At 65.5% G+C, this 23,193-nt stretch carries 21 protein-coding genes; 10 read left to right on the top strand and 11 right to left on the bottom strand.

The window, feature by feature from the left end; genetic code table 11:
* Window positions 1-76 precede the first annotated feature (76 nt).
* The 3 genes from QW887_RS07530 to QW887_RS07520 are packed head-to-tail and all read left to right on the top strand — an operon-like array spanning window position 77 to window position 4,581.
* The gene (locus QW887_RS07530) at window positions 77-1,198 is read left to right on the top strand and encodes an efflux RND transporter periplasmic adaptor subunit (RefSeq protein ID WP_315717834.1); all 1,122 of its coding nucleotides are present in this window, start codon (window positions 77-79) and stop codon (window positions 1,196-1,198) included.
* The gene (locus QW887_RS07525; protein ID WP_315717835.1) at window positions 1,199-4,273 is read left to right on the top strand and encodes a CusA/CzcA family heavy metal efflux RND transporter; all 3,075 of its coding nucleotides are present in this window, start codon (window positions 1,199-1,201) and stop codon (window positions 4,271-4,273) included.
* A complete protein-coding gene (locus tag QW887_RS07520) occupies window positions 4,270-4,581 on the top strand; it encodes a DUF3240 family protein (protein ID WP_315717836.1) in 312 nt (103 codons plus the stop codon). Before QW887_RS07525 ends, QW887_RS07520 begins: the two co-directional genes overlap by 4 nt.
* Before the next feature lie 95 nt (window positions 4,582-4,676).
* On the opposite strand, the gene bfr is transcribed toward QW887_RS07520, so the two are convergent.
* Window positions 4,677-5,162, bottom strand: a complete 486-nt coding sequence (gene bfr / locus QW887_RS07515; protein WP_316171679.1) for a bacterioferritin — start codon at window positions 5,160-5,162, stop codon at window positions 4,677-4,679.
* Window positions 5,163-5,282: 120 nt separating this feature from the next.
* Window positions 5,283-5,567: a bacterioferritin-associated ferredoxin gene (locus QW887_RS07510; protein WP_315717838.1), complete on the bottom strand. Its 285-nt coding sequence runs from the start codon at window positions 5,565-5,567 to the stop codon at window positions 5,283-5,285.
* Window positions 5,568-6,196: 629 nt separating this feature from the next.
* On the opposite strand from QW887_RS07510, the gene QW887_RS07505 reads away from it, so the two are divergent.
* Both QW887_RS07505 and QW887_RS07500 read left to right on the top strand, forming a co-directional pair.
* The gene (locus QW887_RS07505; RefSeq protein ID WP_315717840.1) at window positions 6,197-6,517 is read left to right on the top strand and encodes a hypothetical protein; all 321 of its coding nucleotides are present in this window, start codon (window positions 6,197-6,199) and stop codon (window positions 6,515-6,517) included.
* 214 nt (window positions 6,518-6,731) lie between these two features.
* On the top strand, window positions 6,732-7,013 hold the full coding sequence (locus tag QW887_RS07500) for a hypothetical protein (RefSeq protein WP_257169446.1): 282 nt from the start codon (window positions 6,732-6,734) through the stop codon (window positions 7,011-7,013).
* Window positions 7,014-7,100: 87 nt separating this feature from the next.
* On the opposite strand, the gene QW887_RS07495 is transcribed toward QW887_RS07500, so the two are convergent.
* From QW887_RS07495 to ettA, 3 genes are all read right to left on the bottom strand, one after another.
* Window positions 7,101-8,288, bottom strand: coding sequence for a lytic murein transglycosylase (locus QW887_RS07495; protein WP_316194328.1), 1,188 nt, complete (start codon window positions 8,286-8,288; stop codon window positions 7,101-7,103).
* A 131-nt stretch (window positions 8,289-8,419) separates the two neighbouring features.
* Window positions 8,420-8,998 (bottom strand): TIGR00645 family protein, encoded by a 579-nt coding sequence (locus QW887_RS07490; protein WP_315717843.1) that lies wholly within the window; start codon window positions 8,996-8,998, stop codon window positions 8,420-8,422.
* A 142-nt stretch (window positions 8,999-9,140) separates the two neighbouring features.
* Window positions 9,141-10,790: an energy-dependent translational throttle protein EttA gene (gene ettA / locus QW887_RS07485; RefSeq protein ID WP_315717864.1), complete on the bottom strand. Its 1,650-nt coding sequence runs from the start codon at window positions 10,788-10,790 to the stop codon at window positions 9,141-9,143.
* A 304-nt stretch (window positions 10,791-11,094) separates the two neighbouring features.
* On the opposite strand from ettA, the gene QW887_RS07480 reads away from it, so the two are divergent.
* Entirely contained in the window at window positions 11,095-11,313 is a 219-nt protein-coding gene (locus QW887_RS07480) for a hypothetical protein (protein WP_315717844.1), read from the top strand.
* A 124-nt stretch (window positions 11,314-11,437) separates the two neighbouring features.
* Window positions 11,438-12,400, top strand: a complete 963-nt coding sequence (locus QW887_RS07475; protein WP_315750242.1) for a D-2-hydroxyacid dehydrogenase family protein — start codon at window positions 11,438-11,440, stop codon at window positions 12,398-12,400.
* 81 nt (window positions 12,401-12,481) lie between these two features.
* Here QW887_RS07475 and QW887_RS07470 read toward each other — a convergent pair whose 3' ends face one another.
* On the bottom strand, window positions 12,482-13,720 hold the full coding sequence (locus QW887_RS07470; protein ID WP_316194327.1) for a L,D-transpeptidase: 1,239 nt from the start codon (window positions 13,718-13,720) through the stop codon (window positions 12,482-12,484).
* A 364-nt stretch (window positions 13,721-14,084) separates the two neighbouring features.
* Here QW887_RS07470 and QW887_RS07465 point away from each other — a divergent pair, with 364 nt between their 5' ends.
* Complete coding sequence (locus tag QW887_RS07465; RefSeq protein WP_315750240.1) at window positions 14,085-15,101, top strand: hypothetical protein; 1,017 nt, start codon at window positions 14,085-14,087, stop codon at window positions 15,099-15,101.
* Window positions 15,102-15,115: 14 nt separating this feature from the next.
* Here QW887_RS07465 and sseA read toward each other — a convergent pair whose 3' ends face one another.
* The 3 genes from sseA to QW887_RS07450 all read right to left on the bottom strand — a co-directional run bounded on the left by sseA (window position 15,116) and on the right by QW887_RS07450 (window position 17,777).
* Window positions 15,116-15,973 carry a 3-mercaptopyruvate sulfurtransferase gene (gene sseA, locus QW887_RS07460; RefSeq protein ID WP_316167569.1) on the bottom strand — a complete coding sequence of 286 codons (858 nt, stop codon included), beginning with the start codon at window positions 15,971-15,973 and terminating at the stop codon, window positions 15,116-15,118.
* 113 nt (window positions 15,974-16,086) lie between these two features.
* Entirely contained in the window at window positions 16,087-16,500 is a 414-nt protein-coding gene (locus QW887_RS07455) for a rhodanese-like domain-containing protein (RefSeq protein ID WP_316173029.1), read from the bottom strand.
* A 101-nt stretch (window positions 16,501-16,601) separates the two neighbouring features.
* Entirely contained in the window at window positions 16,602-17,777 is a 1,176-nt protein-coding gene (locus QW887_RS07450) for a VWA domain-containing protein (RefSeq protein ID WP_316171676.1), read from the bottom strand.
* A 115-nt stretch (window positions 17,778-17,892) separates the two neighbouring features.
* On the opposite strand from QW887_RS07450, the gene QW887_RS07445 reads away from it, so the two are divergent.
* Both QW887_RS07445 and QW887_RS07440 read left to right on the top strand, forming a co-directional pair.
* On the top strand, window positions 17,893-18,138 hold the full coding sequence (locus tag QW887_RS07445) for a GlsB/YeaQ/YmgE family stress response membrane protein (protein WP_315717851.1): 246 nt from the start codon (window positions 17,893-17,895) through the stop codon (window positions 18,136-18,138).
* Between the two features lie 97 nt (window positions 18,139-18,235).
* Window positions 18,236-19,078: a MoxR family ATPase gene (locus tag QW887_RS07440; protein WP_315717852.1), complete on the top strand. Its 843-nt coding sequence runs from the start codon at window positions 18,236-18,238 to the stop codon at window positions 19,076-19,078.
* A 27-nt stretch (window positions 19,079-19,105) separates the two neighbouring features.
* Here the strand turns inward: QW887_RS07440 and QW887_RS07435 are convergent, their stop codons facing one another.
* Together QW887_RS07435 and QW887_RS07430 are read right to left on the bottom strand one after the other, a co-directional pair.
* Window positions 19,106-19,489: a response regulator gene (locus QW887_RS07435; protein WP_315717853.1), complete on the bottom strand. Its 384-nt coding sequence runs from the start codon at window positions 19,487-19,489 to the stop codon at window positions 19,106-19,108.
* Window positions 19,482-23,174: a PAS domain-containing protein gene (locus QW887_RS07430; RefSeq protein ID WP_315750237.1), complete on the bottom strand. Its 3,693-nt coding sequence runs from the start codon at window positions 23,172-23,174 to the stop codon at window positions 19,482-19,484. Before QW887_RS07430 ends, QW887_RS07435 begins: the two co-directional genes overlap by 8 nt.
* Between the last annotated feature and the right edge of the window lie 19 nt (window positions 23,175-23,193).

Raw genomic sequence — 23,193 nt, 5'->3', positions numbered from 1 at the left:
AGGTCAACAAATACGGAAATTGGCCGAAATAGTGTGCAGAATGCGTCATGCATGAACGCGAAGATTCCTGATCGAAATGCTCAAGCGATTGTTTTTCCGGTCCGCAGGCCGTCTGGCCCGCGCGTCTCTCGCGCTGGCTCTCGTCGTCGCGTCCTGCGCTGCGTTGGCCGATGATGAGCTGAAGCTCACGCCAAGCCAGGCGCAGAACCTCGGCGTGCGCGTGACGCATCCGATCTCCAGCCGGATGGACAGGACGCTGCCTTATCCCGCGCAGATCGTCATTCCCACGCCTCAACTATGGGTCGTCAGCGCGCCGGTCGCGGGGATGATCACCAACCTCGCTGTTGCCCGCGGCGATCGCGTGACCGTCGGACAGCCGCTGCTCACGCTGGAGAGTCCGAGCTTCGTCTCGCTCCAGCGCGATTACCTGCACGCGCTGGCACAGGAGGGACTCGCGGCTCAGCAGTTGAAGCGCAACGCCGACCTGTTCGAAGGCAAAGCCATCCCGCAACGCGTGCTGGAGTCGAGCCAGGCCGAAGCGCGCCAGGCCAGCATCGTCGTCGCCGAACGACGGCAGATGCTGCACATCAGCGGGCTGTCGGACGAAGCCATCGCCCGGCTCAGCAATGAGGCGGCGATCAGCGCGACACTCACCGTGACGGCGCCACGCGCCGCGTCCGTGGTCGAGATCGCGGTATCGCCGGGCCAGCGCCTTGAGCAGGCCGCGTCCCTGGTAAAGCTTGCGCGGCTGTCGCCGCTATGGGCCGAGATCGCGATCCCCGCGACCAACATCGGCGCCATCAAGACCGGCGCCAAGGTCGACATCGAAGGCTATGCGACACCGGGCCAGGTCATCCTGGTGTCCGAGACGACAGATGCCGCCACGCAGACCATTCTCGTCCGCGCCGAGATTCCAAACAACGGTGAGCTGCATTCCGGACAGATGGCGGCCGCTCGCATCGGCTTCATCTCGGCAGGCGAAAGCGCATGGGAGATTCCCTATAGCGGCCTCGTCCGTCGCGGCGAGCAGACCTCGGTGTTCGTCGCCACGGAAGGCGGTTTCCGGCTCGTCCCCGTGACGCTGCTCGCGGAGGATCAGGATCACGTCGTCATCGCCGGCCCCCTCACGGACAAGGACGAGATCGCCATCGGCGGCATCTCGGCGCTGCGCGGCATCCTCTCGCGACTGGGGCAGTAGATGCTACAGCGGCTTGTCGCATTCGCGCTGTCGCAGCGGCTCTTCGTCATCCTGAGCACACTGCTGGTGATCGGCGCTGGCGCCGTCGTCCTGCCGAGCCTGCCGATCGATGCCTTTCCGGACGTCTCGCCGGTCCAGGTGAAGATCATCATGAAGGCCCCCGGTCTGACGCCGGAAGAGGTCGAGCAGCGCATCACGGTCCCGATCGAGCTGGAGCTGCTCGGATTGCCGAACAAGAAGATCCTGCGCTCGGCGACGAAATATGCGCTGGCCGACATCACCGTCGACTTCGAGGACGGCACCGACATCTACTGGGCCCGCAATCAGGTCTCGGAGCGGCTCTCCAACATTTCGCGCGACTTCCCCGAGGGCGTGAGCGGCGGCCTTGCGCCGATCACGAGTCCGCTCGGCGAGATGTTCATGTTCACGATCGACAGTCCCGATCTGTCGCTGGCCGAGCGCCGGACCTTGCTCGACTGGGTCATCCGCCCGGCCCTGCGCACCGTGCCCGGGGTTGCCGACGTCAACGCGCTCGGCGGCTATGTTCGCGCCTTCGAAATCGTGCCGCGGAACGATGCGCTGGCGGCGCGCGGCATCTCGTCCGAGCTGTTTCGCAAAGCCATCGAGGCCAACAGCCGCAACGACGGTGCCGGGCGGGTCAACCAGGGCGAGGACAGCGCGCTGGTCCGCATCGAGGGCAGCATCCGCGGCATCGACGACATCCGCGCGATCATCGTCGACACCCGCGACGGAATCCCGATCCGGGTCAGCGACGTCGCCCGGGTCAAGATCGGCGCCCTCACCCGCTATGGCGCCGTCACGAAAGACGGCAAGGGCGAGACGGTCGAGGGGCTCGTGCTCGGCTTGCGCGGGGCCAACGCCGGACAATTGGTGCGCGACGTTCGGGCGCGGCTGGATGAGCTGAAGCCGTCGCTACCGAGCAGCGTCACCATCAACGTGTTCTACGACCGCAGCCGGCTGGTCAACCGCGCCGTCGGCACGGTGGTGCGGGCGCTTGGCGAAGCCACGGTGCTCGTCGTCGTGCTGCTGCTGCTGTTCCTCGGCAATTGGCGCGCCTCGCTGGTGATTGCGCTCAGCCTGCCGCTCGCGATCGTGATGGCGCTGATCGTGATGCGGGCTGTCGGCATGTCCGCCAACCTGATGAGTCTCGGCGGCCTTGCGATCGCCATCGGCATGCTGATCGACGCGCTGGTCGTGGTGGTCGAGAACATCGTCGGCAATCTCGCAAAGCACGATCACGCAAGCACCACGCCGCTGATCCACATCGTCTACCGCTCGGTCTGCGAGGTTCTGCAGCCGGTCGCCTCGGGCGTCCTGATCATCATCATCGTGTTCGTTCCGCTGCTGACCTTGCAGGGGCTGGAGGGCAAGCTCTTCATTCCGGTCGCGCTGGCGATCATCTTCGCCCTGGCCGCGTCGCTGCTGCTGGCGCTGACGGTGCTTCCGGTCGCAACATCCTTCGTGCTCACATCCGCGTCGCATGACGATCCATTGCTGATCCGCGCAGCGCAGCGCGTCTATGCGCCCGCGCTCGACTGGGCGCTCGGCAACGAGCGCAAGGTGATCATCGCGGCGCTGGTCTGCCTCGTTGCCGCGGGATATGGCTACACCCGGCTGGGCAAGACCTTCATGCCGACGATGGACGAAGGCGACGTCATCGTCAGCGTGGAGACGCTGCCGTCCGTCAATCTCGACGAGTCCCTCGCCATCAATGCCCGGCTGCAGACGGCGTTGATGAAGGTGCCAGACGTCGCCGGCATCATCGCGCGCACCGGCTCGGACGAGCTCGGGCTCGATCCGATGGGACCCAATCAGACCGACACGTTCTTGGTGCTCAAGCCGGCAGACCAGCGGCAGACCAGCGACCGGGATGTCCTGCTCGAGACGCTTCGCGAGGTTCTGACCGGCTTCCCCGGTGTCTCGCTCAGCTTCACGCAGCCCATCGACATGCGCGTGCAGGAGATGATCAGCGGCGTCCGCGGCGACGTCGCGGTCAAGATCTTCGGCCCGGACATCACCAAGCTCAACGAGATCGCAGCGAAACTGTCGGCGATTCTATCCGATATCGATGGAGCCCAGGACGTCTACACGACCCTTAACGAAGGCGCGCAGTACTACACGATCGTCGTCAACCGGATGGAGGCGGGCAGGCTCGGGCTCACGGTGGACTCGATCTCGGCCTCCCTGCGCACGCAGATCGAAGGCCGAACGATCGGCACCGCGCTCGAGGAGGGACGCCGGACGCCGATCCTGGTCCGCGGCGGCGAGGCCACGCGGCAGGCGCCGACGATGCTGGCGGCGCTGCCGCTGACGCTTGCGTCCGGCCAGCATGTTGCGCTCTCGCAGGTCGCACGCATCCAGCGGGTCGATGGCCCGGTGAAGATCGATCGTGAGGACGGCAACCGCATGAGCGTGGTTCGCAGCAATGTCCGCGGCCGCGACATGGTCGGTTTCGTCCAGGCGGCTCAGCAAAGGGTCGCAGCCGAGCTGCCGCTGCCGTCCGGCTATCGGCTGACATGGGGCGGGCAGTTCGAGAACCAGCAACGTGCGGCCGCGCGTCTATCGGTCGTGGTGCCGGTCGCGATCGGCTTGATCTTCGTGCTGCTCTTCACCACGTTCGGCTCGGTGCGCCAGGCCCTGCTCGTCCTCGTCAACATTCCGTTTGCGCTGATCGGCGGCGTGTTCGCGCTGGTCTCGAGCGGTGAATACCTCTCCGTTCCAGCCTCCGTCGGCTTCATCGCACTACTCGGAATCGCCGTGCTCAATGGTGTCGTGCTGGTGTCTTATTTCAACCAGTTGCGCGCTCACGGGGTCCCCGAGCAGCGCATCGTGGTCGAAGGCGCCAAGCGCAGGCTGCGGCCTGTGCTGATGACGGCGAGCATCACGGCGTTGGGTTTGATCCCGCTGCTGTTTGCATCGGGGCCCGGATCGGAGGTCCAGCGTCCGCTCGCGATCGTCGTGATCGGCGGCCTGCTGTCGTCCACGCTGCTGACGCTGATCCTGTTGCCGATCCTGTATCGCCGCTACGGCGCTGCTGCGAAGGAAGCCACATGAGCAGCCAAGCCGTCTGCCTGACCCTGATCGTGCCGGATGCACTTCACAGCGAGGTACTCGACCATCTGAGCGAGCAGACCGATCTCGTGACGGGCTTTACCGCCTCGGAAGCAGCCGGACACGGTGCGCGCGTCCGGCTACGGAGCGCTGCAGAGCGGGTGAAAGGACATGCCGACGAGGTCGTCGTGCGGATCGTGTTGCCGGAAGAGGATCTCGAGCGGCTCCTCGAGCGGCTCAGAAGCGCGTTTGCGGGAACGCAGCTCGTCTATTGGGTCGTACCCGTCACCGCCTTCGGCATCATCGCGTGAGCGGGTTCGACGTCAGGGGCGGTCGATTCAAGGCTTGAAACACCAGCCCTGAATCGCCTCCCGTTCCGAAGCGGACTGCCGCCTCGCCGACGCCGTCAGTGCTCGCTCTCGAGGCCGCCGACGTGCTTCTGCGTGTAGAGTTCGAGACCGATGCGGTCGATGAGGTCGAGCTGGGTCTCGAGGAAGTCGATGTGATGCTCCTCGTCCTTCATCAGCTGCTCGAACAGGTCGCGCGACACGTAGTCCTTGACGCCATGACAATAGGTTGCGGCTTCCTGATACAGCGTCCGCGCACCGATCTCGGCGGCGAGATCGCATTCGATGATCTCCTTGACGTTCTGGCCGATGCGCAGGGGATCGAGCACCTGCATGTTGGGGAAGCCGTCGAGGAAGAGAATGCGGTCGGTGAACTTGTCGGCGTGCTCCATCTCCTCGATGGATTCCTTGCGCCAGACCTTCGCCATGTCGAGAAGGCCCCAATTGTTCAACAGACGATAGTGCAGCCAATATTGGTTGATGGCAGTCAGCTCGCTGCGCAATCCCTTGTTGAGATATTCGATGACCTTGGGGTCGCCCTGCATGGATAAGCTCCGAAAAAGTTAGAGGCCGCAGGCGCTCAATAACAGGTTCGAAGTGCGGAGACGACCCCCGTTCATGTGCATTTTTCGGGCGGAGAACGACGCGACTGACGGCAATGCCTGTCAGCAGGCAGCGAGCGCGAAACGGCTCTGAAGGTCGTCATCGATCGCCTTCACCGGTGTCGTCCCATGGTGGTGGCCGTGCTGACAGCCGGCCTGGCAGGCGCGAGCACAGGGACCCAGCGCCTCGTCGATGATCGTCTTGATCGTGCGCGCACAGCGGCCGCATTCCGCGCTGCACCCCAGGCAACCGTAGACCTGCTTGGGGTTCCGCGGCAGTTCGTCCGCGGACTTCACCGCGTTGCGGATATCGTGATCGCTGATGACGTTGCAGGAACAAACAATCATGAGAAACCGGCCAATCGTCCTTGGTCAGGTATCGATAGTCATCCGCAGCTACCCGCGCAAAGGGAAAACGGCGCTTTTGAAGCTATTCCAATTTCGCGATCAATCTAGAATGCCTCCAACTGTACGAGCTTGCCGCAGATCAAAGTTACCGCCGAATAACAATGGTGGGCGGCGATCGAGCAGGCGAAACTCAGTCGCCACCACCACCGTCCCCTCCACCACCGTCCCCACTGTCACCTCCGCCGTCGATCGGGTTTCCCATGACGTCCGACGAGGTATTGGAAAACCAACTTGCGAGACCGCCGCCCTGACTGGAGCTGGACCCCCCGTGGGAGTCGACGCTGGTGCTGTCCGCGGACGAACGGCGGCGGTTGGGCCTGCGGTCGACACGAACCAACAGCGCGTAGCAGACGGCCGAGGTCAATCCGATCGCCACGACCATCGCCATCGTGGGGGTCATGCCGGCTCCAATGCGGCAGTGAATTTTGTGCAATGCAGCATTGAACGTATCCTGGACTTGGGTCGTCCAATGGGACGCCCCCGTTCATTGATCATTCAAGCGGGATGTGTGAACCTGCCGTATCGCTTGATACGCGATCCGCCGACCTGGAGTGAGAGAGGTTAAGGTCATGAAGAAGACTCTTGCGGCCCTGGCCGCCGTCGCAACGCTGTCGACCGCAGCGCTGGCCCCTGCTCCTGCTGAAGCGCGCAATGGTCGTGTCGCCGCCGGTGTCGCTGCCGGCCTGCTCGGGGGTGCCCTCATCGGTGGCGCCATCGCTGCGGGCAGCAATCCCTATTATTATGGGCCCGGATATTCTTACGAACCGGGCTACTCCTATTACGGCGGGCCTGCCTACGTCGCCGATCCTGGCTACGCCTGCTATTGGCAGCGCCAGCGCTTCTGGGACGGCTACGGCTGGCGGATTCGCCGCGTCCGGGTTTGCGAGTGATCGTTCACCTTCATTAATTCCATGACCTTGCACCGGAATTTCGAGAACGGCGGCCGGCACGGCCAGAAAAAACCGTTTTTCCGTCGCATCAGGTCGAACAGAGTTTACGAAGGGTTGACGGATTGTCGTGTTTTCTCACGATGCTGACGGCCCAGATCGTGCGTGAATCACCAACCCGGCGCCTGCGAGGGCGCCTTCCAGGAGATCTCGGAACATGAAGAAGATCCTGACCGCAGTGCTTGCGGTTGCGACCATCGCCGGTTCGCTGAGCGTGACGGCACCGGCCGCCAAGGCTGGCGACGTGGGTGCCGGCGTGGCAGCCGGCCTGATCGGCGGCGCCCTGCTCGGCGGCGCGATCGCGTCCAGCCGTCCGGCCTATGGCGGTCCGGTCTACGTCGAAGCCCCTCCGCCGGGCCCGCCGCCGTGCGTGTGGCGCCGTGAGCGCTATTGGGACGGCTATGGCTGGGTGTCCCGCCCGGTTCGCGTCTGCTACTGATCCTGACGATACATCTCGATGCGAAAAGCCCGGCCTTGCGGCCGGGCTTTTTACTGCCGGCTCCGGCCTTCGCACCGAATCGGCCGCTCAGCGCGCGGCGTTGATCGCCTGCAGCACCGATTCGCTCGGCCAGCAGTCGACCTTCAGGCCCGCCTTCTTCTGAAATGCGCCGAGCGCGGCGCGGGTCTGCATGCCGGCCTTGCCGTCGAGCTTGTCGCCGTAGAGACCGAGCCGCGTCAGGCCCTTCTGCATCGCCTCGACGTCCTTGCTCCGAAGCTGCTTTGACGCCGACCATGGTGTCGCGAACGGAGCCGGGCTCGTCATACGGTCCGCGAGGTGACCGACGAACAGCACATAGAGATCGGAAAAATTGTATTCCTTGATGACGAAGTAGTTCGCCGTCGTCAGGAACGCCGGACCATAGATGCCCTCAGGCTGCAGCAGCGACGCGGGCTGCTGCTGCTCGGCTGCGCTGAGCCGCTGGCCGCGTACCGGGACAAAGCCGGCGCGCAGCCATTCGCCGATCGGCTTCTTCACCTCCGGCACGCCGATCGCGCAGTCGACAGTCGCTGGCGGCTTGACCTCGTAGGCCCAGCGCAGGCCGCGCTGCCACCCCTTGTTGGCAAGCTGCAGCGCCGCCGAGCCCAGCGCGTCCGGCACCGAATGCCAGAGATCGACCTTGCCGTCGCCATCGAGATCGACACCGTGCTTGTAGTACTCCGACGGCAGGAACTGGGTGAGCCCGACCGCCCCGCCCCATGACGCCCTGAGATCGCGGCGCGACACCACGCCGTCGCTCAGCATCTTCAGCGCCATGATGAACTCGGTGCGGTACTGGTCCTTGCGGCGGCCGACATAGGCCTGCGTCGCCAGCACGCGCAGCGCATCGTAGGGCAGCGCATAGCGGCCGAAATCGGTCTCCCGGCCCCAGATCGCAAGCACGACCGGCCCCGGCACGCCGAAGCGGCGCTCGATCTCGGCGAGTGCCGGACGATATTGCTGGATCAGCTTCTCGCCGTGCGCGGCCAGCCGCGCGATCGACGCTTCCTTGATGTAGTCGGCTGGCACCTGCACGAACTCGGCCTGCGCCGGCGCCCCCGTCGCGGGCCGGCCGGGCAGCAGCAGATCGGGAAGCTTGTAGTCAGGCTCCAACCCGCGCGTCTCCGCCTCGAACGCCGCACGGGAGACGCCCTGCTCCTTGGCTTCGGGCCAGAGCGAGTTGATGAACTGCGTGAAGGCGGCGTCAGCCGCGCTCGCTTGGCCATCGCCGAACATGCAGAGCGCCAGACCGACGAGAACGAGCCTGCGCAAACGGAGTAGCAGCTGCCGAACCATGCCTCAGGGCTACCATAGCCCGCGGCACTTGTGAACGTCAGCAGGCCACCGACGGAACCCGAGGCTGCCGCTCAATGCCCCGCCTGCTTCGTCTCTTCGATCGCGGCATTCGACAATTTGTCGACCACGGCGATGCCGATCGCGGAGAGGATGAAGACCGTGTGGATGATCGTCTGCCACATCACGCCGGTCTCGGTGTAGTTCGACTTGCCCGACGAAAGCGCGCCGGCCTCGATGAAGGTGCGCAGCAGGTGGATCGACGAGATGCCGATGATGGCCATCGCCAGCTTGATCTTCAGCACGCTGGCATTGACGTGGCTGAGCCATTCCGGCTCGTCGGGATGGCCCTGCAGATTGAGCCGCGACACGAACGTTTCGTAGCCGCCGACGATCACCATCACGAGCAGGTTCGAGATCATGACCACGTCGATCAGTCCGAGCACGGCGAGCATGATCTGCTGCTCGGAGAAATCGAACGCGTGCGCGAACAGGTGCCAGAGCTCCTTCAGGAACAGCACGACATAGACGCCCTGCGCGATGATCAGCCCGACATAGAGCGGCAGCTGCAGCCAGCGCGAGCCGAAGATCAGCATGGGAATGGGGCGCAGCGCTCCGCCCTTGGAGGACAGGGTCGCGTCGGAGGAAGACATGTGAAGAATCTCGCGGCTGGGAGGGATTGCGGATCATGTATCTACGCAATCGCAGCACGCGGAAAAGCGACAACTGGCCGCAGCCGGGGCGCGACGCTTTGTCTCGGAACAGAGACCGCGTCGCGCCTCGCGAGATCAGGGATCAGCGCGTCAGCTTCTTGTACTTGACCCGGTGCGGAATCACGCTGTCCTGGCCGAGCCGGCGCATCTTGTCCTTCTCGTAGTCCTGGAAGTTTCCTTCGAACCATTCGACATGGCTGTCGCCCTCGAAGGCCAGCATGTGGGTCGCGATGCGGTCGAGGAACCAGCGATCGTGGCTGATGATGACGGCGCAGCCGGCGAAATCCTCCAGCGCCTCTTCGAGCGCACGCAGGGTGTCGACGTCGAGGTCGTTGGTCGGCTCGTCGAGCAGCAGCACGTTGGCGCCCGACTTCAGCATCTTGGCGAGATGAACGCGATTACGCTCGCCGCCGGACAGCGCCCCGACCTTCTTCTGCTGGTCGGCGCCCTTGAAGTTGAACGCCGAGCAATAGCCGCGCGAGTTCACTTCCTTCTTGCCGAGCAGGATCAGCTCGTTGCCGCCGGAGATCTCCTCCCACACGGTCTTGTTGCCATCGAGCGCGTCGCGCGACTGGTCGACATAGCCGAGATGCACGGTCTCTCCGATGGTGATGGTGCCAGCGTCCGGCTTCTCCTGCCCGGTGATCATGCGGAACAGTGTGGTCTTGCCGGCGCCGTTCGGACCGATCACGCCGACGATGCCGCCCGGCGGCAACTTGAAGGTGAGATTGTCGATCAGCAGGCGGTCGCCGAAGCTCTTGGACAATCCGTCGAAATCGACGACGTTCTGGCCGAGCCGCTCGGCGACCGGAATGATGATCTGGGCGGTCTGGGTCTGCTTCTCGCTGGCCTTCTTGAGCAGCTCCTCATAGCGCTGGTAGCGCGCCTTGGACTTGGCCTGGCGGGCCTTCGGCGAGGCCGCGATCCACTCCTGCTCGCGCGCCAAAGTGCGCTGATGCGCGGCATCCTCGCGGCCCTCCTGCTCCAGCCGCTTCTGCTTCTGCTGCAGCCAGGACGAATAATTGCCCTCGTAGGGGATGCCCTTGCCGCGATCGAGCTCCAGGATCCAGCTGGTGACGTTGTCGAGGAAGTAGCGATCGTGGGTCACGATCAGGATCGCGCCCGGATAATTGCGCAGGTGACCTTCGAGCCAGGACACCGATTCGGCGTCGAGATGGTTGGTCGGCTCGTCCAGCAGCAACAGCTCGGGCTGGTCGAGCAGCAGCTTGCACAACGCGACGCGGCGGCGCTCACCACCGGACAGCTTGGTGACGTCGGCATCGTCGGGCGGACAGCGCAGCGCATCCATCGCCTGGTCGACCTTGCTGTCGAGATCCCAAAGGCCCTGCGCCTCGATCTCGTCCTGCAGCTTGGTCATCTCGTCGGCTGTCTCTTCCGAGTAGTTCATCGCCAGCTCGTTGTAGCGATCGAGGATCGCCTTCTGCTTGCCGACGCCGAGCATGACGTTCTCGCGCACCGTGAGCTTCGGATCGAGCTGCGGCTCCTGCTCGAGATAGCCGACGCGGGCACCCTCGGCCACCCAGGCCTCGCCGGTATAGTCCTTGTCGATGCCGGCCATGATCTTGAGCAGGGTCGACTTGCCCGAGCCGTTGACACCGAGCACGCCGATCTTGGCGTCCGGATAGAACGACAGGTGAATGTTATCGAGCACCTTGCGGGTCGGGTAGGTCTTGGACAGACCCTGCATGAAATAGACGAACTGGCGCGCCATCGCGTGTCCCTTGAAGCCTGCCGGAATTTTCGGAAAATGGTTGCCGCTGATGTAACCGCGCGGTCCCCAAAGGGCAACCGGCGAGCCGGTCTCGGCGGGAACAAATGCCGGGAGAATCACGGTCGTTCCTGCGCCGGCCCGGCCTGCCGCCCACGGACGAATACGGGTCCATCACCTTGTGTGTGGCGGATCACGACAATTGCAACCATCTTTTAATTAATTCGGCGGGACACTCGGTCTCGGCCCGCAAGACCCCGCGCGCCCAAGCGGCAAAAGCCGCGACCGACAACAGCGAGAGCCCGTCATGGCAGCCTTCACCTCAGCCTCCCTGCCCGCTCCGGCGGCACACCGCAAAGACCGATCTGGGATCGCGGACGACATCCGCGGCTTCTGGCGCGAATTCGTCGCGCGCGCCTTCAACCCGTACCGGCCAGAATTGCACTACATGCGCGGCCCCGGCCCCGCCTGGCGCGCCAAGTACGGCCATGACGCCGCGTTCAGGCTGAAGACCCGCCTCGACTGATGTCTCCTGGTTCCGCGTGAGAGCGTGACGATGCCTTGCGCAACCACCGCGTTGCGCGCAAGCATGGCTCCATTCCTGACGGCATTCACCATTGCCGCCGTCCCCCGATGAATGGACCCTGCCGATGACACGGCTGCGCTGTGCGATCCTCGACGACTATTACGATACGGCCCTCTCGTTGGCCGACTGGCCCCGGCTGGCCGACAGAGTGGATGTGACGGCTTTCACACAGCCGTTCGGCAACGAGGAAGCGGCCGCCGGCGCGCTCACCGATGCCGACATCATCTGTGCGATGCGCGAGCGGACGCCATTGCCGCGCTCCCTGATCGAGCGGTTGCCGAAGCTGAAGCTCCTGATCACCTCCGGCATGCGCAACGCCGCCATCGACCTGGAGGCCGCCAAGGCGCGCGGCATCATGGTCTGCGGCACGCAATATGGCCGTGACCCCACCGCAGCGCTCACCATGGGCCTGATCCTGGAGCTGACCCGCAGGATCGGCCAGGAGAATGCTCTCATGCATGCCGGGCAGCCCTGGCAGACGCTGGGCGGCGTGGAGATCGAGAGCAAGACGCTGGGCGTGATCGGGCTGGGCAAGCTCGGCACCAAGGTCGCCGGGCTCGGCAAGGCGTTCGGCATGAACGTGATCGCCTGGAGCCCCAACCTGACGCCCGAACGCTGCGAGGCGGCGGGAGTAGGCTACGCGACCAAGGAGGAGCTGTTCACCGCCGCCGACGTCATCACCGTCCACGTCGTGCTCAGCGACCGCTCACGCGGGCTGGTGGGCGCGGCCGACATCGCGCGCATGAAGGCCACCGCCTATCTCGTCAACACCTCGCGCGCGCCGATCGTCGACGAGGCCGCATTGCTGCAGGCACTGCGCGACAAGCGCATCGCCGGCGCCGGCCTCGACGTGTTCTCCGTGGAACCGCTGCCCGTCGCCCATCCGCTGCGCCAGCTCGGCAATGTCGTGCTCACGCCGCATCTCGGCTACGTCACCGAGGAGAGTTTTCGCGCCCATTACGGCCAGATGGTCGATTGTATCGCCACCTGGCTCGCAGGAGCCGAGCCGCCGCGCCGGCTGGCTTGAAGCAGGCGAGCGCGGCCCTCACAGCAAAACACCCTCCGCGAGGAGGGTGTTTTCAACGTAATCAGCGCGCCCACGCCCGCCTCAGCGGATCGTCACCGGCGGCGGCAGCGGCTGCATGTTGGCGGGCTGGCCAGCCGCCGGCACAGTCGCCTGGGCCTGGACGGGCGCCGGAGCCGGAGAGGCCGCGGCAGCAGCCATGTTCTTGCCGGAACCCGGAGGTGCACCGCCCGGCATCACGACCACGCGGGTGCCGACCTTGACCCGGTCGAACAGGTCGGCGACGTCGTCGTTCAGCATGCCGATGCAGCCGGAGGACACGAACTTGCCGATCGTCGACGGCTGGTTGGTGCCGTGGATGCGGTACACGGTCGAGCCGAGATACATCGCGCGGGCACCGAGCGGATTGCCCGGCCCGCCGGCCATGAAGCGCGGCAGATAGGGCTGCCGCTCGATCATCTCGCTCGGCGGATACCAGTCCGGCCACTCGGTCTTCTTGGTGATCTTCTGCACGCCGGTCCAGGTGAAGCCTTCGCGGCCGACGCGGACGCCGTAGCGCATCGCCCGGCCGTTGCCGAGCACCAGATAGAGGTAGGTGTTGGGCGTATCGACGACGATCGTTCCCGGCGGCTCCTTGGTGACGAAGTCGACCTCCTGGCGGCGCAGGTTCGCCGGCAGCGGCGCTGGCGCCGCATCGGGTTGTTCCTCAGGCGGCAGAGCTGCTACCGTCATCGGACGATCTCCGGCGGACGGGGCCTGCGCCGCGCCCGCGACGGCGGGAGCGCCGCCGACGGCGCCGGGCGGCCGCGGCGCGCCTGCGTCGCCACCGGGCGCGCTGTTGCCATAGGCGCCACCATAGGCCTGTTGGCTGGAGGCGGGACGATCACCGTAGATCACCGGGGGCGGACCAGCCGGGCGGCCATACCGCGGATCATCCGGGGACATCACCGGGCCGGTCGGAGCGGCCCCATAGACCGTCGCACCGGCCGGACGTCCATATCGGGGATCGTCGGGAGAAAGGATGGGACCGGTCGGAGCCGCAGCACCATAAACCGGCGAATTGGCTGGACGACCGTAGCGCGGATCGTCCGGCGAGATCACCGGGCCGGGCGGCGGCAACGCCGCGGAATTGCCGGGCGCATCCTCATCGTCGAGCGCGTCAAAATCCTGCCCCTGCCCGCGCGCGTCGGCCGGGTAAGGCGTCGGCGCCGGTGAATACGCTCCAGGCGCGGTCTGATAGACCTGCTGTGCCTCGGCAAACGAAGTTGCCGTCACGCCCGCTGCCGCGACCGCGCAAACCGTCAGGATTTGTCTGATCATCATCGCCCTTGCAGTATCCCCAAGCCGCCGATTGGGACCTTTGCTGTGCCAGATGGCCGAAGATAGCGGCGCATTCAAGACAATTCCGGCCAGAGCGGCCCGACTTCGGCAATTTGTGATCATGTCTCCGTCGTTGCACGGAAGTCTCACGCCGCCGAAAAAGTGCGGCGAAGCCCCCGCAGGCCCTATCGATGCCGTGATTTGCCGAGCGGGCGGGAACACTTCCGGTATTCTGACCTGAGCCTGATTCGCGATGCACGGCAGAAGCCGGCCTCGTCGCGAACGCGGCTATTCCCTGTGATCACCGCGTTCCCTACTGGCTCGAATGTCTCGGCAGTCCCCGCTGCCGTGGCGAGAGTTACCGTCAATGCTTCCCGGCTTTCGTTTTCTGGTCGCCGCGATCGTCTGTTCCATCTCTCTCACCATCTTCGGCATGGGCGCCGCGGCCCTGTTGCGCGCCGCCCACGAGCAGTTCGCCAGCAACGCGTCCTGGCGCACGACTCAGGCGTCGGGCTTCACGACCTTCCTACCGCCGGCCGAGCCCACGCCGGTGCTCGCAGTGCTGCGGGTGGATTCGATTCCGACACCGCCGGTGACGCCGCCGCCGGTCGTGGCCGATGCTGCCCCGGCAACGTCCGAACAGCCGAGCGCGCCGTCGACGGCGGCGCCGCTCACAGAAGCGCCCGAAGTGACACCCGTTGCGGTGGCCACCGACGTGCCGACGCCCTCGCTGCCCGCGGAAACGGTCGACACGTCCCGCACCTCCGCCATTGTCGCGACCGCGTCCGCGACGAACGACCGGATCGAGAGCACCAAGCCGGAGCGCCCCATTCCGGACACGACCGCTTCGATCGTCGCTCCGGTCGAAAAAGCGTCCGACAGGCCGAGCATGGACAGCTCGCCCGAGACTGCAGCGCCGGCCCCGCCGCGGGCGTCGAGCGAAACGGCGGCCGCCGTGGTCGCACCACCGCCGCCAGTTCCTCAGGTCATCGCCAGCGCCGATCCGATGATGACGACCGCAGCCGCCGCTTCAACCGCGCTCGCGCCCGTTCCGGCGGTGCTCGATCCGATCGCGGCCAAGCTCGCCGCGCTGGCCGAACAGCCGGCTCATCAGGAGCGGCCCGCCGCCAGCGAGCATCGTGCCTCGGTGAAGGTCGCGAGCGTTCAGTTGCGCCGGAGCATCCTCAAGAAGCGCCAGGCCCGGGAGAAGCAGATCGCTGCGCGCCGCGCCAAGCAGCGGCGCATCGCCCAGCGGCTCCGGTCGGCTCGGCAAGCCGCGGCCGCCCAGCAGCAACAGACTGCCTTCCCCGATCCATTCGGACAGCAGCCGTTTGGTCAACCGCAGGCGGTCGGCCAGCAGGCTGCCGGGCCGCGCACGCGATAGGCGGAGCCAGCCGATCAGGCCGGCCCCGTCGCAACCGGCGGACCGTTCTCGATGCCCCACTCCGACCACGAGCCGTCGTAGAGCGCGGTGTCGCGGATGCCGAGACGATAGAGCGCCAGCGTCAGCACGGCCGCCGACACCCCGGAGCCGCAGGAGGTGACGATCGGCTTGGCGAGATCGACGCCAGCGGCGCCGAATGCCTCGCGCAACCGGTCGAGCGGCTTCATCACGCCGGTCGCCGCGTCAAACAGCTCCGCATAAGGCAGATTTCGGCTGCCGGGAATATGGCCGGATCGGAGGCCGGGCCGCGGCTCGGCGACCTCGCCCGCGAAGCGCGGCGCCTGCCGTGCATCGATCACCTGCTCGGCATTGCCGGCGAGATTGGCAACCATCTGCTCGATCCGGCGCACGCGCGCGGCATCGAACTTCGCGCTGAACGTGCCGAGCGCCGGCGTGACCTGTCCGCTCTCGACCGGGCGCCCCTCCGCCATCCACTTCTTCAGCCCGCCGTCGAGCACGCGCACATCCGTGTGGCCGAATGACAGGAACATCCACCAGGCGCGCGGCGCGGCGACCCAGCCGCCGGAATCATAGACCACGACCGTATCGCCATTGCTGACGCCGAGCCGGCCCGCGTCGCGGCCGAACTGCTCGGCGCTCGGATACATGTGCGGCAGCGGATTGGAATGGTCGGAGACCTCGTCGACGTCGAAGAACACGGCGCCGGGGATGTGCGCCTTCAGATAATCGTCCTTCGGGAGCGGCAGCACACCTGGCATCTTGAAGGTCGCGTCGAGCACCTTCACCTTGGGATCGCCCAGATGCGCAGCGAGCCAGTCGGTGGAGACGAGAGGGTCGTCGTGGATGGTCATGCGCAAGAGCTCCGGACTTCACATTCAGTCGTCATCGCCGGAGTTGATATCCGGCGATCCACCTTGTCGAAGCGATGGACACGCGGGTCAAGTCCGCGCGGGATGGGCAGCGATCAATCCCTCTTCTTGGGCGCCCAGGCCTCGACCGGCCCGCCGGCGTCGCGCCACGCCGCGAAGCCGCCGCCGATATGGGCGACAGGCGTCAGACCCATGTCCTGTGCGGTCTTGGCCGCGAGCGCCGAGCGCAGGCCGCCGGCGCAATGAAAGATGAACGTCTTGTCCTGCTGAAAGATCGGCTTGGCGTAGGGGCTCTGCGGGTCGATCCAGAACTCCAGCATGCCGCGGGTGCACGAGAACGCGCCGGGAATCCTGCCCTCGCGCTCGATCTCTCGGGGATCCCTGATATCGACGATCACGACATCGTCGCGCTTCGCCGCCGCGATCGCCTCAGCCGCCGAGAGCGTCTCGATCTCGGCGTTGGCTTCATCGAGCAGCGCCTTGATGCCGCGCGTGATGGTCTGGGGCATGCCTTCTTCCTTCGTCGTGTCCAGCCGTCGCGCGGCGCCGTTTCGACCTCGTCATTCGGGGTGGTCGGTCAGGACCGAACCGCCCGGAATGACGGGACTGCCTACCGGACCAGCTCCTTCATCGCCGCTTCCAATCCCTCAATCGTGATCGGATACATGCGCTCGGAGAAGATGCGGCGAATGATGGTGGTGGACTCAGAATAGTCCCAGTGCTTCTGCGCCACCGGATTGAGCCACACCGCGTGTGGATAGGTGCGGATGACGCGGTCGAGCCACACCGACCCCGGCTCTTCGTTGACGTGCTCGACCGAACCGCCGGGCACCATGATCTCATAAGGCGACATCGAGGCGTCGCCGACGAATACGACCTTGTAGTCGTGCGGGTACTTGTGCAGCACGTCCCAGGTCGGCGTGCGGTCGGTGAAACGCCGCTTGTTCTGCTTCCACACGCCCTCGTAGAGGCAGTTGTGGAAGTAGAAATATTCCATGTGCTTGAATTCGCTCTTGGCGGCCGAGAACAGCTCCTCGACCTGCGCGACGTGGGAATCCATCGAGCCGCCGATGTCGAAGAACACCAGCACCTTCACCGCATTGCGCCGCTCGGGACGCATGTGCACGTCGAGATAGCCGTGGTTGGCGGTTTCGCGGATCGTGGTGTCCAGATCGAGCTCGTCGGGCGCACCGGTGCGGGCGAACTTGCGCAGCCGGCGCAGCGCCACCTTGATGTTGCGGATGCCCAGCTCGACATTGCCGTCGAGATCCTTGAACTCGCGCCGGTCCCATACCTTCACGGCGCGGTTGTTGCGGTTCTTCTCCTGACCGATGCGGACGCCTTCGGGGTTGTAGCCATAGGCACCGAACGGCGAGGTGCCGGCGGTGCCGATCCACTTGTTGCCGCCCTGATGACGGCCCTTCTGCTCCTCCAGGCGCTTCTTCAAGGTCTCCATGAGCTTGTCCCAGCCCATGGCCTCGATCTCTTTCTTCTCCTCCTCGGTGAGGTATTTCTCGGCCAGCTTCCTCAGCCATTCCTCGGGAATCTCGGCCTTCTCCATCGCGTCGAGCAGGTTCTCCAGCCCCTTGAACACGGTGCCGAATACGCGATCGAACTTGTCGAGATTGCGCTCGTCCTTCACCAGCGCGGTGCGCGAGAGATAGTAGAAGTTCTCGACCGAATGCTCGGCGAGGTCGGCGTCGACGGCCTCTATCAGCGTGAGATATTCACGCAAGGAGACCGGGACCTGCGCGTCGCGCAGTGCTGTGAAGAATTGCAGGAACATGCCCATTAGATCGCGCGGCTGGGAGGGCGCGTCAAGGGCCGCTCCACGCCCCACGCTGGACCCGCCGGCATTTTGCTCTACAATCCCTGGAACAACAGGTGGAATGGGGGCTTTGATGGGTATTATTGCAGCACTGATCATCGGCGCCGTCGCGGGCTGGCTGGCGGGGCTGATCGTGCGCGGCGCAGGTTTCGGCCTGATCGGCAACATGGTCATCGGCATCATCGGCGCGCTGGTCGCAAGCTACGTGCTGCCGGCGCTGCACATTGCGCTTGCCAGCGGCACGCTGGGGGCGATCCTGGACGCCACGATCGGCGCCGTCATCGTGCTCGTGATCCTCTCATTGATCAGGCGCGCTTGATTATTTCTGCTTCCGATGGCAGCCATCATCTTAAGGCCGCAGCCGCGTTGCCGCTGTGTAGCCACTCAACACAAGTTCGAACGATGAGCGAGACGCAATGAAATTTACCGGCACCCAGGACTACGTCGCCACCGACGACCTCAAAGTGGCCGTCAATGCGGCGATCGTGCTCGAGCGCCCGCTGCTGGTGAAGGGCGAGCCGGGGACGGGCAAGACCGTGCTGGCTGAGGAAGTCGCCAAGGCCGTCAACGCGCCGCTGCTCACCTGGCACATCAAGTCGACCACCAAGGCGCAGCAGGGCCTTTACGAATACGACGCCGTCTCGCGGCTACGCGACAGCCAGCTCGGCGACTCCAGGGTGTCCGACATCAAGAACTACATCAAGCGCGGCAAGCTGTGGGAGGCCTTCACGGCCGAGCAGCGACCGGTGCTCTTGATCGACGAGATCGACAAGGCCGACATCGAGTTTCCGAACGACCTGCTGCTCGAGCTCGACCGGATGGAATTCCACGTCTACGAGACCAACGAGACCATCAAGGCGAAGCTGCGCCCGATCGTCATCATCACGTCCAACAACGAGAAGGAGTTGCCGGATGCGTTCCTGCGCCGCTGCTTCTTCCACTACATCAAGTTCCCCGATCCGGATACGATGGGCCGCATCGTCGACGTGCACTTCCCGAACATCAAGAAGCGACTGGTCGAGGAGGCCCTGCGCATCTTCTTCGAGGTCCGCGACGTGCCCGGCCTGAAGAAGAAGCCGTCGACCTCCGAGCTGCTCGACTGGCTCAAGCTGCTGCTCAACGAGGACATCGGTCCTGAGCAGCTGCGCGAGCGCGACCCGCGCAAGCTGATCCCGCCGCTGCACGGTGCGCTGCTCAAGAACGAGCAGGACGTCCACCTGTTCGAGCGGCTCGCCTTCCTCAGCCGGCGCGAGGTGTGAGGCGCCCAGCTCCATCCGACCGGCGCGTCATTGCGGCGCCGTCTTCTTGATCAGGCGTCCGAGCGCGCGCATGATCCCGTCGACGGCAATCGGCTTCTCGCAGCGGAGGATCTTCGAGAAGCGGTCCGGGATGACCGATTCGTCATAGCCGGTGGTGAAGACGAAGGGCACGCCGCGTTCGACTAGCAGATCGGCAACCGGAAACGCCATGTCGCCGCGCAGATTCACGTCGAGAACGGCGCCTTCGATCCGCCCCTCGCGTTTGATCAAGGCGAGCGCGTCGGGGACGGTTCCGACCGGGCCCAGGATCGTGCCGCCGGCGTCGCCGAAGGCGCAGCGCAGCTCATCGGCAAGCATGTACTCGTCCTCGACGATGAGGATATGACGGTCGCGAAGCGAGCGTTCAGGCATGATCCTCGAGCTCCAGTGTGGTGAGCGAAACGGGAATCGATATCGTGCAACGGACACCGTCGGATTCGAAGGCGTACGAGGTCCTCGCGCTGAGCTGATAGGGCAAGGCCTGTTCGATCAGCTCGCGCCCCTGCCCCGTGCCGCTGGGCATCGTGTCTGGCGGCGGCATGTCGACGCCGCTTTCGCGCCACTCGATATGCAGCCAGGGCTGTCCCTCCGCGCCTTCGCGCTCGAGCGACCAGACCACGCAGAGCCGGCCCGACGGCTGCGCCAGCGCGCCATACTTGACCGCGTTGGTGGCGAGCTCGTGCAGCGCCATGGCAAGGGTCTGAACGGTCGACGACCGCAGCCTTACGCCGGACGGCCCCGACAGCCCGATGCGCTCCGAACCGCCGGCGACAGCCCACAGCTCGCTACGGATCAGATCGTCGAAGGTGACGCGATCATGCTCCTTGAGGCGGGACAGCAGGCCCTGGGCGCGTGACAGCGTATCCAGCCGATCACGGAAGCGAGCTCGAAAATCGCCGAGATCGGTGCTGGCGCGCGCCGTCTTGTCGGCCATCGAGCTGACCACGCCCAGCAGGTTGCGGGTGCGATGCTGCAGTTCGGCCACCAGCACCTTCTGCCGCTCCTCCCATTCACGCCGCTCGGTCACGTCGACCATGGCGCCGGTCATGCGGATCGGTCGTCCCGCGTCGTCATAGAAGAAGCGCCCACGGCCGTAGAGGTAGCGAATTGCGCCCCCCGGATGCACCACGCGAAACTCGCTGACATACTCTTGGTGCGCCTCCATCGCGCGGTGAAGCGCGGCTTCGGCTGCGGGACGATCGTCGGGATGGATGCGCGCCGCCCAGGCCTCGTAGCTCGGAGTCAGTTCGCCAACGCCATAGCCTTCCATGCGGAAGTGCTCGTCCGACCAGTAGACCTCGCCGGTCGCGACGTTCCAGTCCCACAGGCCGAGCCGACCGACCTCGACCGCGCTGCGCAGGCGCTCCTCGCTCTTGCGCAACTCCCGTTCGGCCTTGTTCTGCTCGGAGATGTCGCGCGCCGTCCCGAACCACTCGATGATCTCGCCGTCACGCCCGAGAATGGGGATGGCGCGCGAATGGATCCAACCGAGGCTGCCATCGATCCGGATGATACGGTGCTCCAGCTCAAACATGCCCTTCGTCGCGACCGCCCTGCTGATCGCCGCAGTCACCTGCGCCTGATCGTCCGGATGAATGTATTTCGCGAGCCAGCCTTGGCTCGGGTTCATTGTATCGGCGATGAAGTCCTTGCCCTGCAACTGGCGCATCTCCCGCCAGTCGGGGCTCATGCGATAGATGACGTCGGAACTCGCGGTTACGAAAGCGCGATAGCGCTCCTCGCTGGCGCGCAGCCGCTCCGTCGCTTCGGCACGCAGACGGGCCATCTTGAGATGCGCCTCGACGCGCGCCAGCAGTTCACGCGCACTGAACGGCTTGATGAGATAGTCATCCGCACCGGCCTCCATGCCTTCGACGCGGCTCTCTTCTCCGGCCCGGGCCGACACCAGGATCACCGGGATAGTGCCGACCCGTTCATCGGCGCGCAGCCGCGCAAGCAACTGCATGCCGTCGATGCGCGGCATCATCACATCAGACAGAACGAGGTCGGGCTTGTCGCGGGCGATGGCCGCGAGCGCGGCTTCGCCATCGGCGACGGTCTCGACATCGTAGCGCGAGGCGAGCAGGCGGCGGACATAGTCGCGCATATCGGCATTGTCGTCGGCCAGCAGGATACGGGGGCGCGGCCCGGCCCTGCCGGCTGAGGGGGTGGTGATGTCGATGTCCGGAACGGCATGCGCGTCGAGCGGCGGCGGATCCGGCAGCCAGCGCAACGCCTCCTCGATGAAGGGCCGCGCACCGCGAAGGATCGGTTCCTGCGCTGGCGCCGCGTCGACCTGGTCGAACGGCAGATGACTTCGTCCCCTGGGAATCCTGACCGCGAACGTGCTGCCCTGCCCGGCTTCGCTGGTCGCTGCGACGGATCCGCCGTGCAGCTTGGCGAGCTCATGCACCAGCGCGAGCCCGATGCCCGAGCCTTCATGGGTGCGGCCGTACGCGCCGGCGACGCGATGGAAACGCTCGAACAGCCGCGGCAGCTCGTGCTGCGGGATGCCGGTCCCGGTGTCCTTCACGCTCAGTTCGAAATGACGATCGCAGGTGACGACCCGGACCTCGATGTCGCCCGCAAAGGTGAATTTGAACGCGTTGGACAGCAGGTTGAGGACGATCTTCTCCCACATTTCGGGATCGACATAGGCCGGCTCCGGCAGCGGCGGGCAATCCACCATCAGCCTGAGACCGGCGGCCTCGATCGCCGAGCGGAAGGTGCTGGCGATCTCCGCGGTCAGGCTCGCGAGATCGACCGGCGCGTAGACCGCCTGCATCCTGCCGGCCTCGATCCGCGAGAAATCCAGCAGCGTGTTGACCAGCTTGAGCAGCCGCAAGACATTGCGCTCGGCGATCTCCAGCCGGTCGCGATCCGCAGGCGGCAAGGCCTGCGACCGCAGCAGGACATCTTCGAGCGGACCGAGCATCAGCGTCAGCGGCGTACGGAATTCGTGGCTGACATTGGTGAAGAACGCGGTCTTGGCCCGATCGATCTCGGCGAGCGCCTCTGCGCGGCGCCGCTCCTGTTCATAGGCCAGCGTCTCCGCAAAGGAGCTGCCGAGCTGAGCGGCCATCAGATCGAAGAAGCCCTGGTGCTCGGCATCGAGGGCGCGGCGCGGATTGACGCCACAGATCAGGATCGCCGTCGCCTGCTCCCGGCCCGTCGCAACCGGCAGCACCAGCGCCAGCTGTGGCGGCTCGGGCCATGCGCCGGTCGGCACGCCGGCAAATTTCGCACGATCCAGCACGACGCGAATCGGCGCCACCGCGCGCGCCGCCGCTCGGATCGGCCACAGCCCGTCACTGTCGAGGGCAATCTGCGCCGGCGCGATGGCGCTGTCCGGGTGCCCCCCCGCGGCGCTCAACAACCGTGCCGATCGCTGATCCTCGCTGAGTTGGTAGATCAGCGCAAACGGGACATCATGCGGATTCTCGGCGAGGACGTCGGTGGCTTCGCGACAAGCATGCGCCAGACTGTCGGCACGGCCGCGCGCGGCGAGATCGCGCAAGGTCCGCATACGGCGCTCGCCCACGACCCGGGCCGTCGTCTCGATGACGGGGGTGAAGACGCCGCCGACGCCGCCGGTCTCATCGCGAATCGGCGAATAGGAGAACGAAAAATAGGTCTCCTCCAAGTAGCCGTGGCGGTCGATGAACAGCCGCATGTCGCGTGAGCGGGTCGCTTCGCCAAGCCTAACGACGTGCCGCAGCATCGGGCCGATGACCTCCCAGATCTCGGACCATACCGCGCGCCCTGGCGCCCCCAGCGCCGCGGGATGCTTCTGCGAGCCGAGGATCAGGCGATACTCGTCATTGTAGAGCATGACGAGCTCCGGGCCCCACCAGATCAGGATCGGGAACGCGCAGTCCAGGCAGGTGCTGATCGAAGTGCGCAAGGACTGAGGCCAGCTCTCGGGCGGCCCCAACGGCGTCCGCGACCAATCATGGATGCGCATGAGCGCCCCCATCTCCCCGCCACCCTGCAGGAAGTCGGCTCCGCGCGCGAACGCCTTGAACGTCGCGTGACCGGCATCCGAATGCTCGTTCACTCCTGGCCCCTTTTTCGCC

It is taken from the genome of Bradyrhizobium sp. SZCCHNRI3052 (assembly GCF_032484895.1).
GTDB lineage: Bacteria > Pseudomonadota > Alphaproteobacteria > Rhizobiales > Xanthobacteraceae > Bradyrhizobium.
The sequence above is the reverse complement of the archived record's forward strand: the minus strand, read 5'-3'. Positions and strand labels throughout refer to the sequence as shown.

Coding starts and splice junctions, on each gene's coding strand:
- QW887_RS07530 (WP_315717834.1), top strand. CDS start 77: ATGCTCAAGCGATTGTTTTTCCGGTCCGCAGGCCGTCTGGCCCGCGCG.
- QW887_RS07525 (WP_315717835.1), top strand. CDS start 1,199: ATGCTACAGCGGCTTGTCGCATTCGCGCTGTCGCAGCGGCTCTTCGTC.
- QW887_RS07520 (WP_315717836.1), top strand. CDS start 4,270: ATGAGCAGCCAAGCCGTCTGCCTGACCCTGATCGTGCCGGATGCACTT.
- bfr (WP_316171679.1), bottom strand. CDS start 5,162: ATGCAGGGCGACCCCAAGGTCATCGAATATCTCAACAAGGGATTGCGC.
- QW887_RS07510 (WP_315717838.1), bottom strand. CDS start 5,567: ATGATTGTTTGTTCCTGCAACGTCATCAGCGATCACGATATCCGCAAC.
- QW887_RS07505 (WP_315717840.1), top strand. CDS start 6,197: ATGAAGAAGACTCTTGCGGCCCTGGCCGCCGTCGCAACGCTGTCGACC.
- QW887_RS07500 (WP_257169446.1), top strand. CDS start 6,732: ATGAAGAAGATCCTGACCGCAGTGCTTGCGGTTGCGACCATCGCCGGT.
- QW887_RS07495 (WP_316194328.1), bottom strand. CDS start 8,288: ATGTTCGGCGATGGCCAAGCGAGCGCGGCTGACGCCGCCTTCACGCAG.
- QW887_RS07490 (WP_315717843.1), bottom strand. CDS start 8,998: ATGTCTTCCTCCGACGCGACCCTGTCCTCCAAGGGCGGAGCGCTGCGC.
- ettA (WP_315717864.1), bottom strand. CDS start 10,790: ATGGCGCGCCAGTTCGTCTATTTCATGCAGGGTCTGTCCAAGACCTAC.
- QW887_RS07480 (WP_315717844.1), top strand. CDS start 11,095: ATGGCAGCCTTCACCTCAGCCTCCCTGCCCGCTCCGGCGGCACACCGC.
- QW887_RS07475 (WP_315750242.1), top strand. CDS start 11,438: ATGACACGGCTGCGCTGTGCGATCCTCGACGACTATTACGATACGGCC.
- QW887_RS07470 (WP_316194327.1), bottom strand. CDS start 13,720: ATGATGATCAGACAAATCCTGACGGTTTGCGCGGTCGCGGCAGCGGGC.
- QW887_RS07465 (WP_315750240.1), top strand. CDS start 14,085: ATGCTTCCCGGCTTTCGTTTTCTGGTCGCCGCGATCGTCTGTTCCATC.
- sseA (WP_316167569.1), bottom strand. CDS start 15,973: ATGACCATCCACGACGACCCTCTCGTCTCCACCGACTGGCTCGCTGCG.
- QW887_RS07455 (WP_316173029.1), bottom strand. CDS start 16,500: ATGCCCCAGACCATCACGCGCGGCATCAAGGCGCTGCTCGATGAAGCC.
- QW887_RS07450 (WP_316171676.1), bottom strand. CDS start 17,777: ATGTTCCTGCAATTCTTCACAGCACTGCGCGACGCGCAGGTCCCGGTC.
- QW887_RS07445 (WP_315717851.1), top strand. CDS start 17,893: ATGGGTATTATTGCAGCACTGATCATCGGCGCCGTCGCGGGCTGGCTG.
- QW887_RS07440 (WP_315717852.1), top strand. CDS start 18,236: ATGAAATTTACCGGCACCCAGGACTACGTCGCCACCGACGACCTCAAA.
- QW887_RS07435 (WP_315717853.1), bottom strand. CDS start 19,489: ATGCCTGAACGCTCGCTTCGCGACCGTCATATCCTCATCGTCGAGGAC.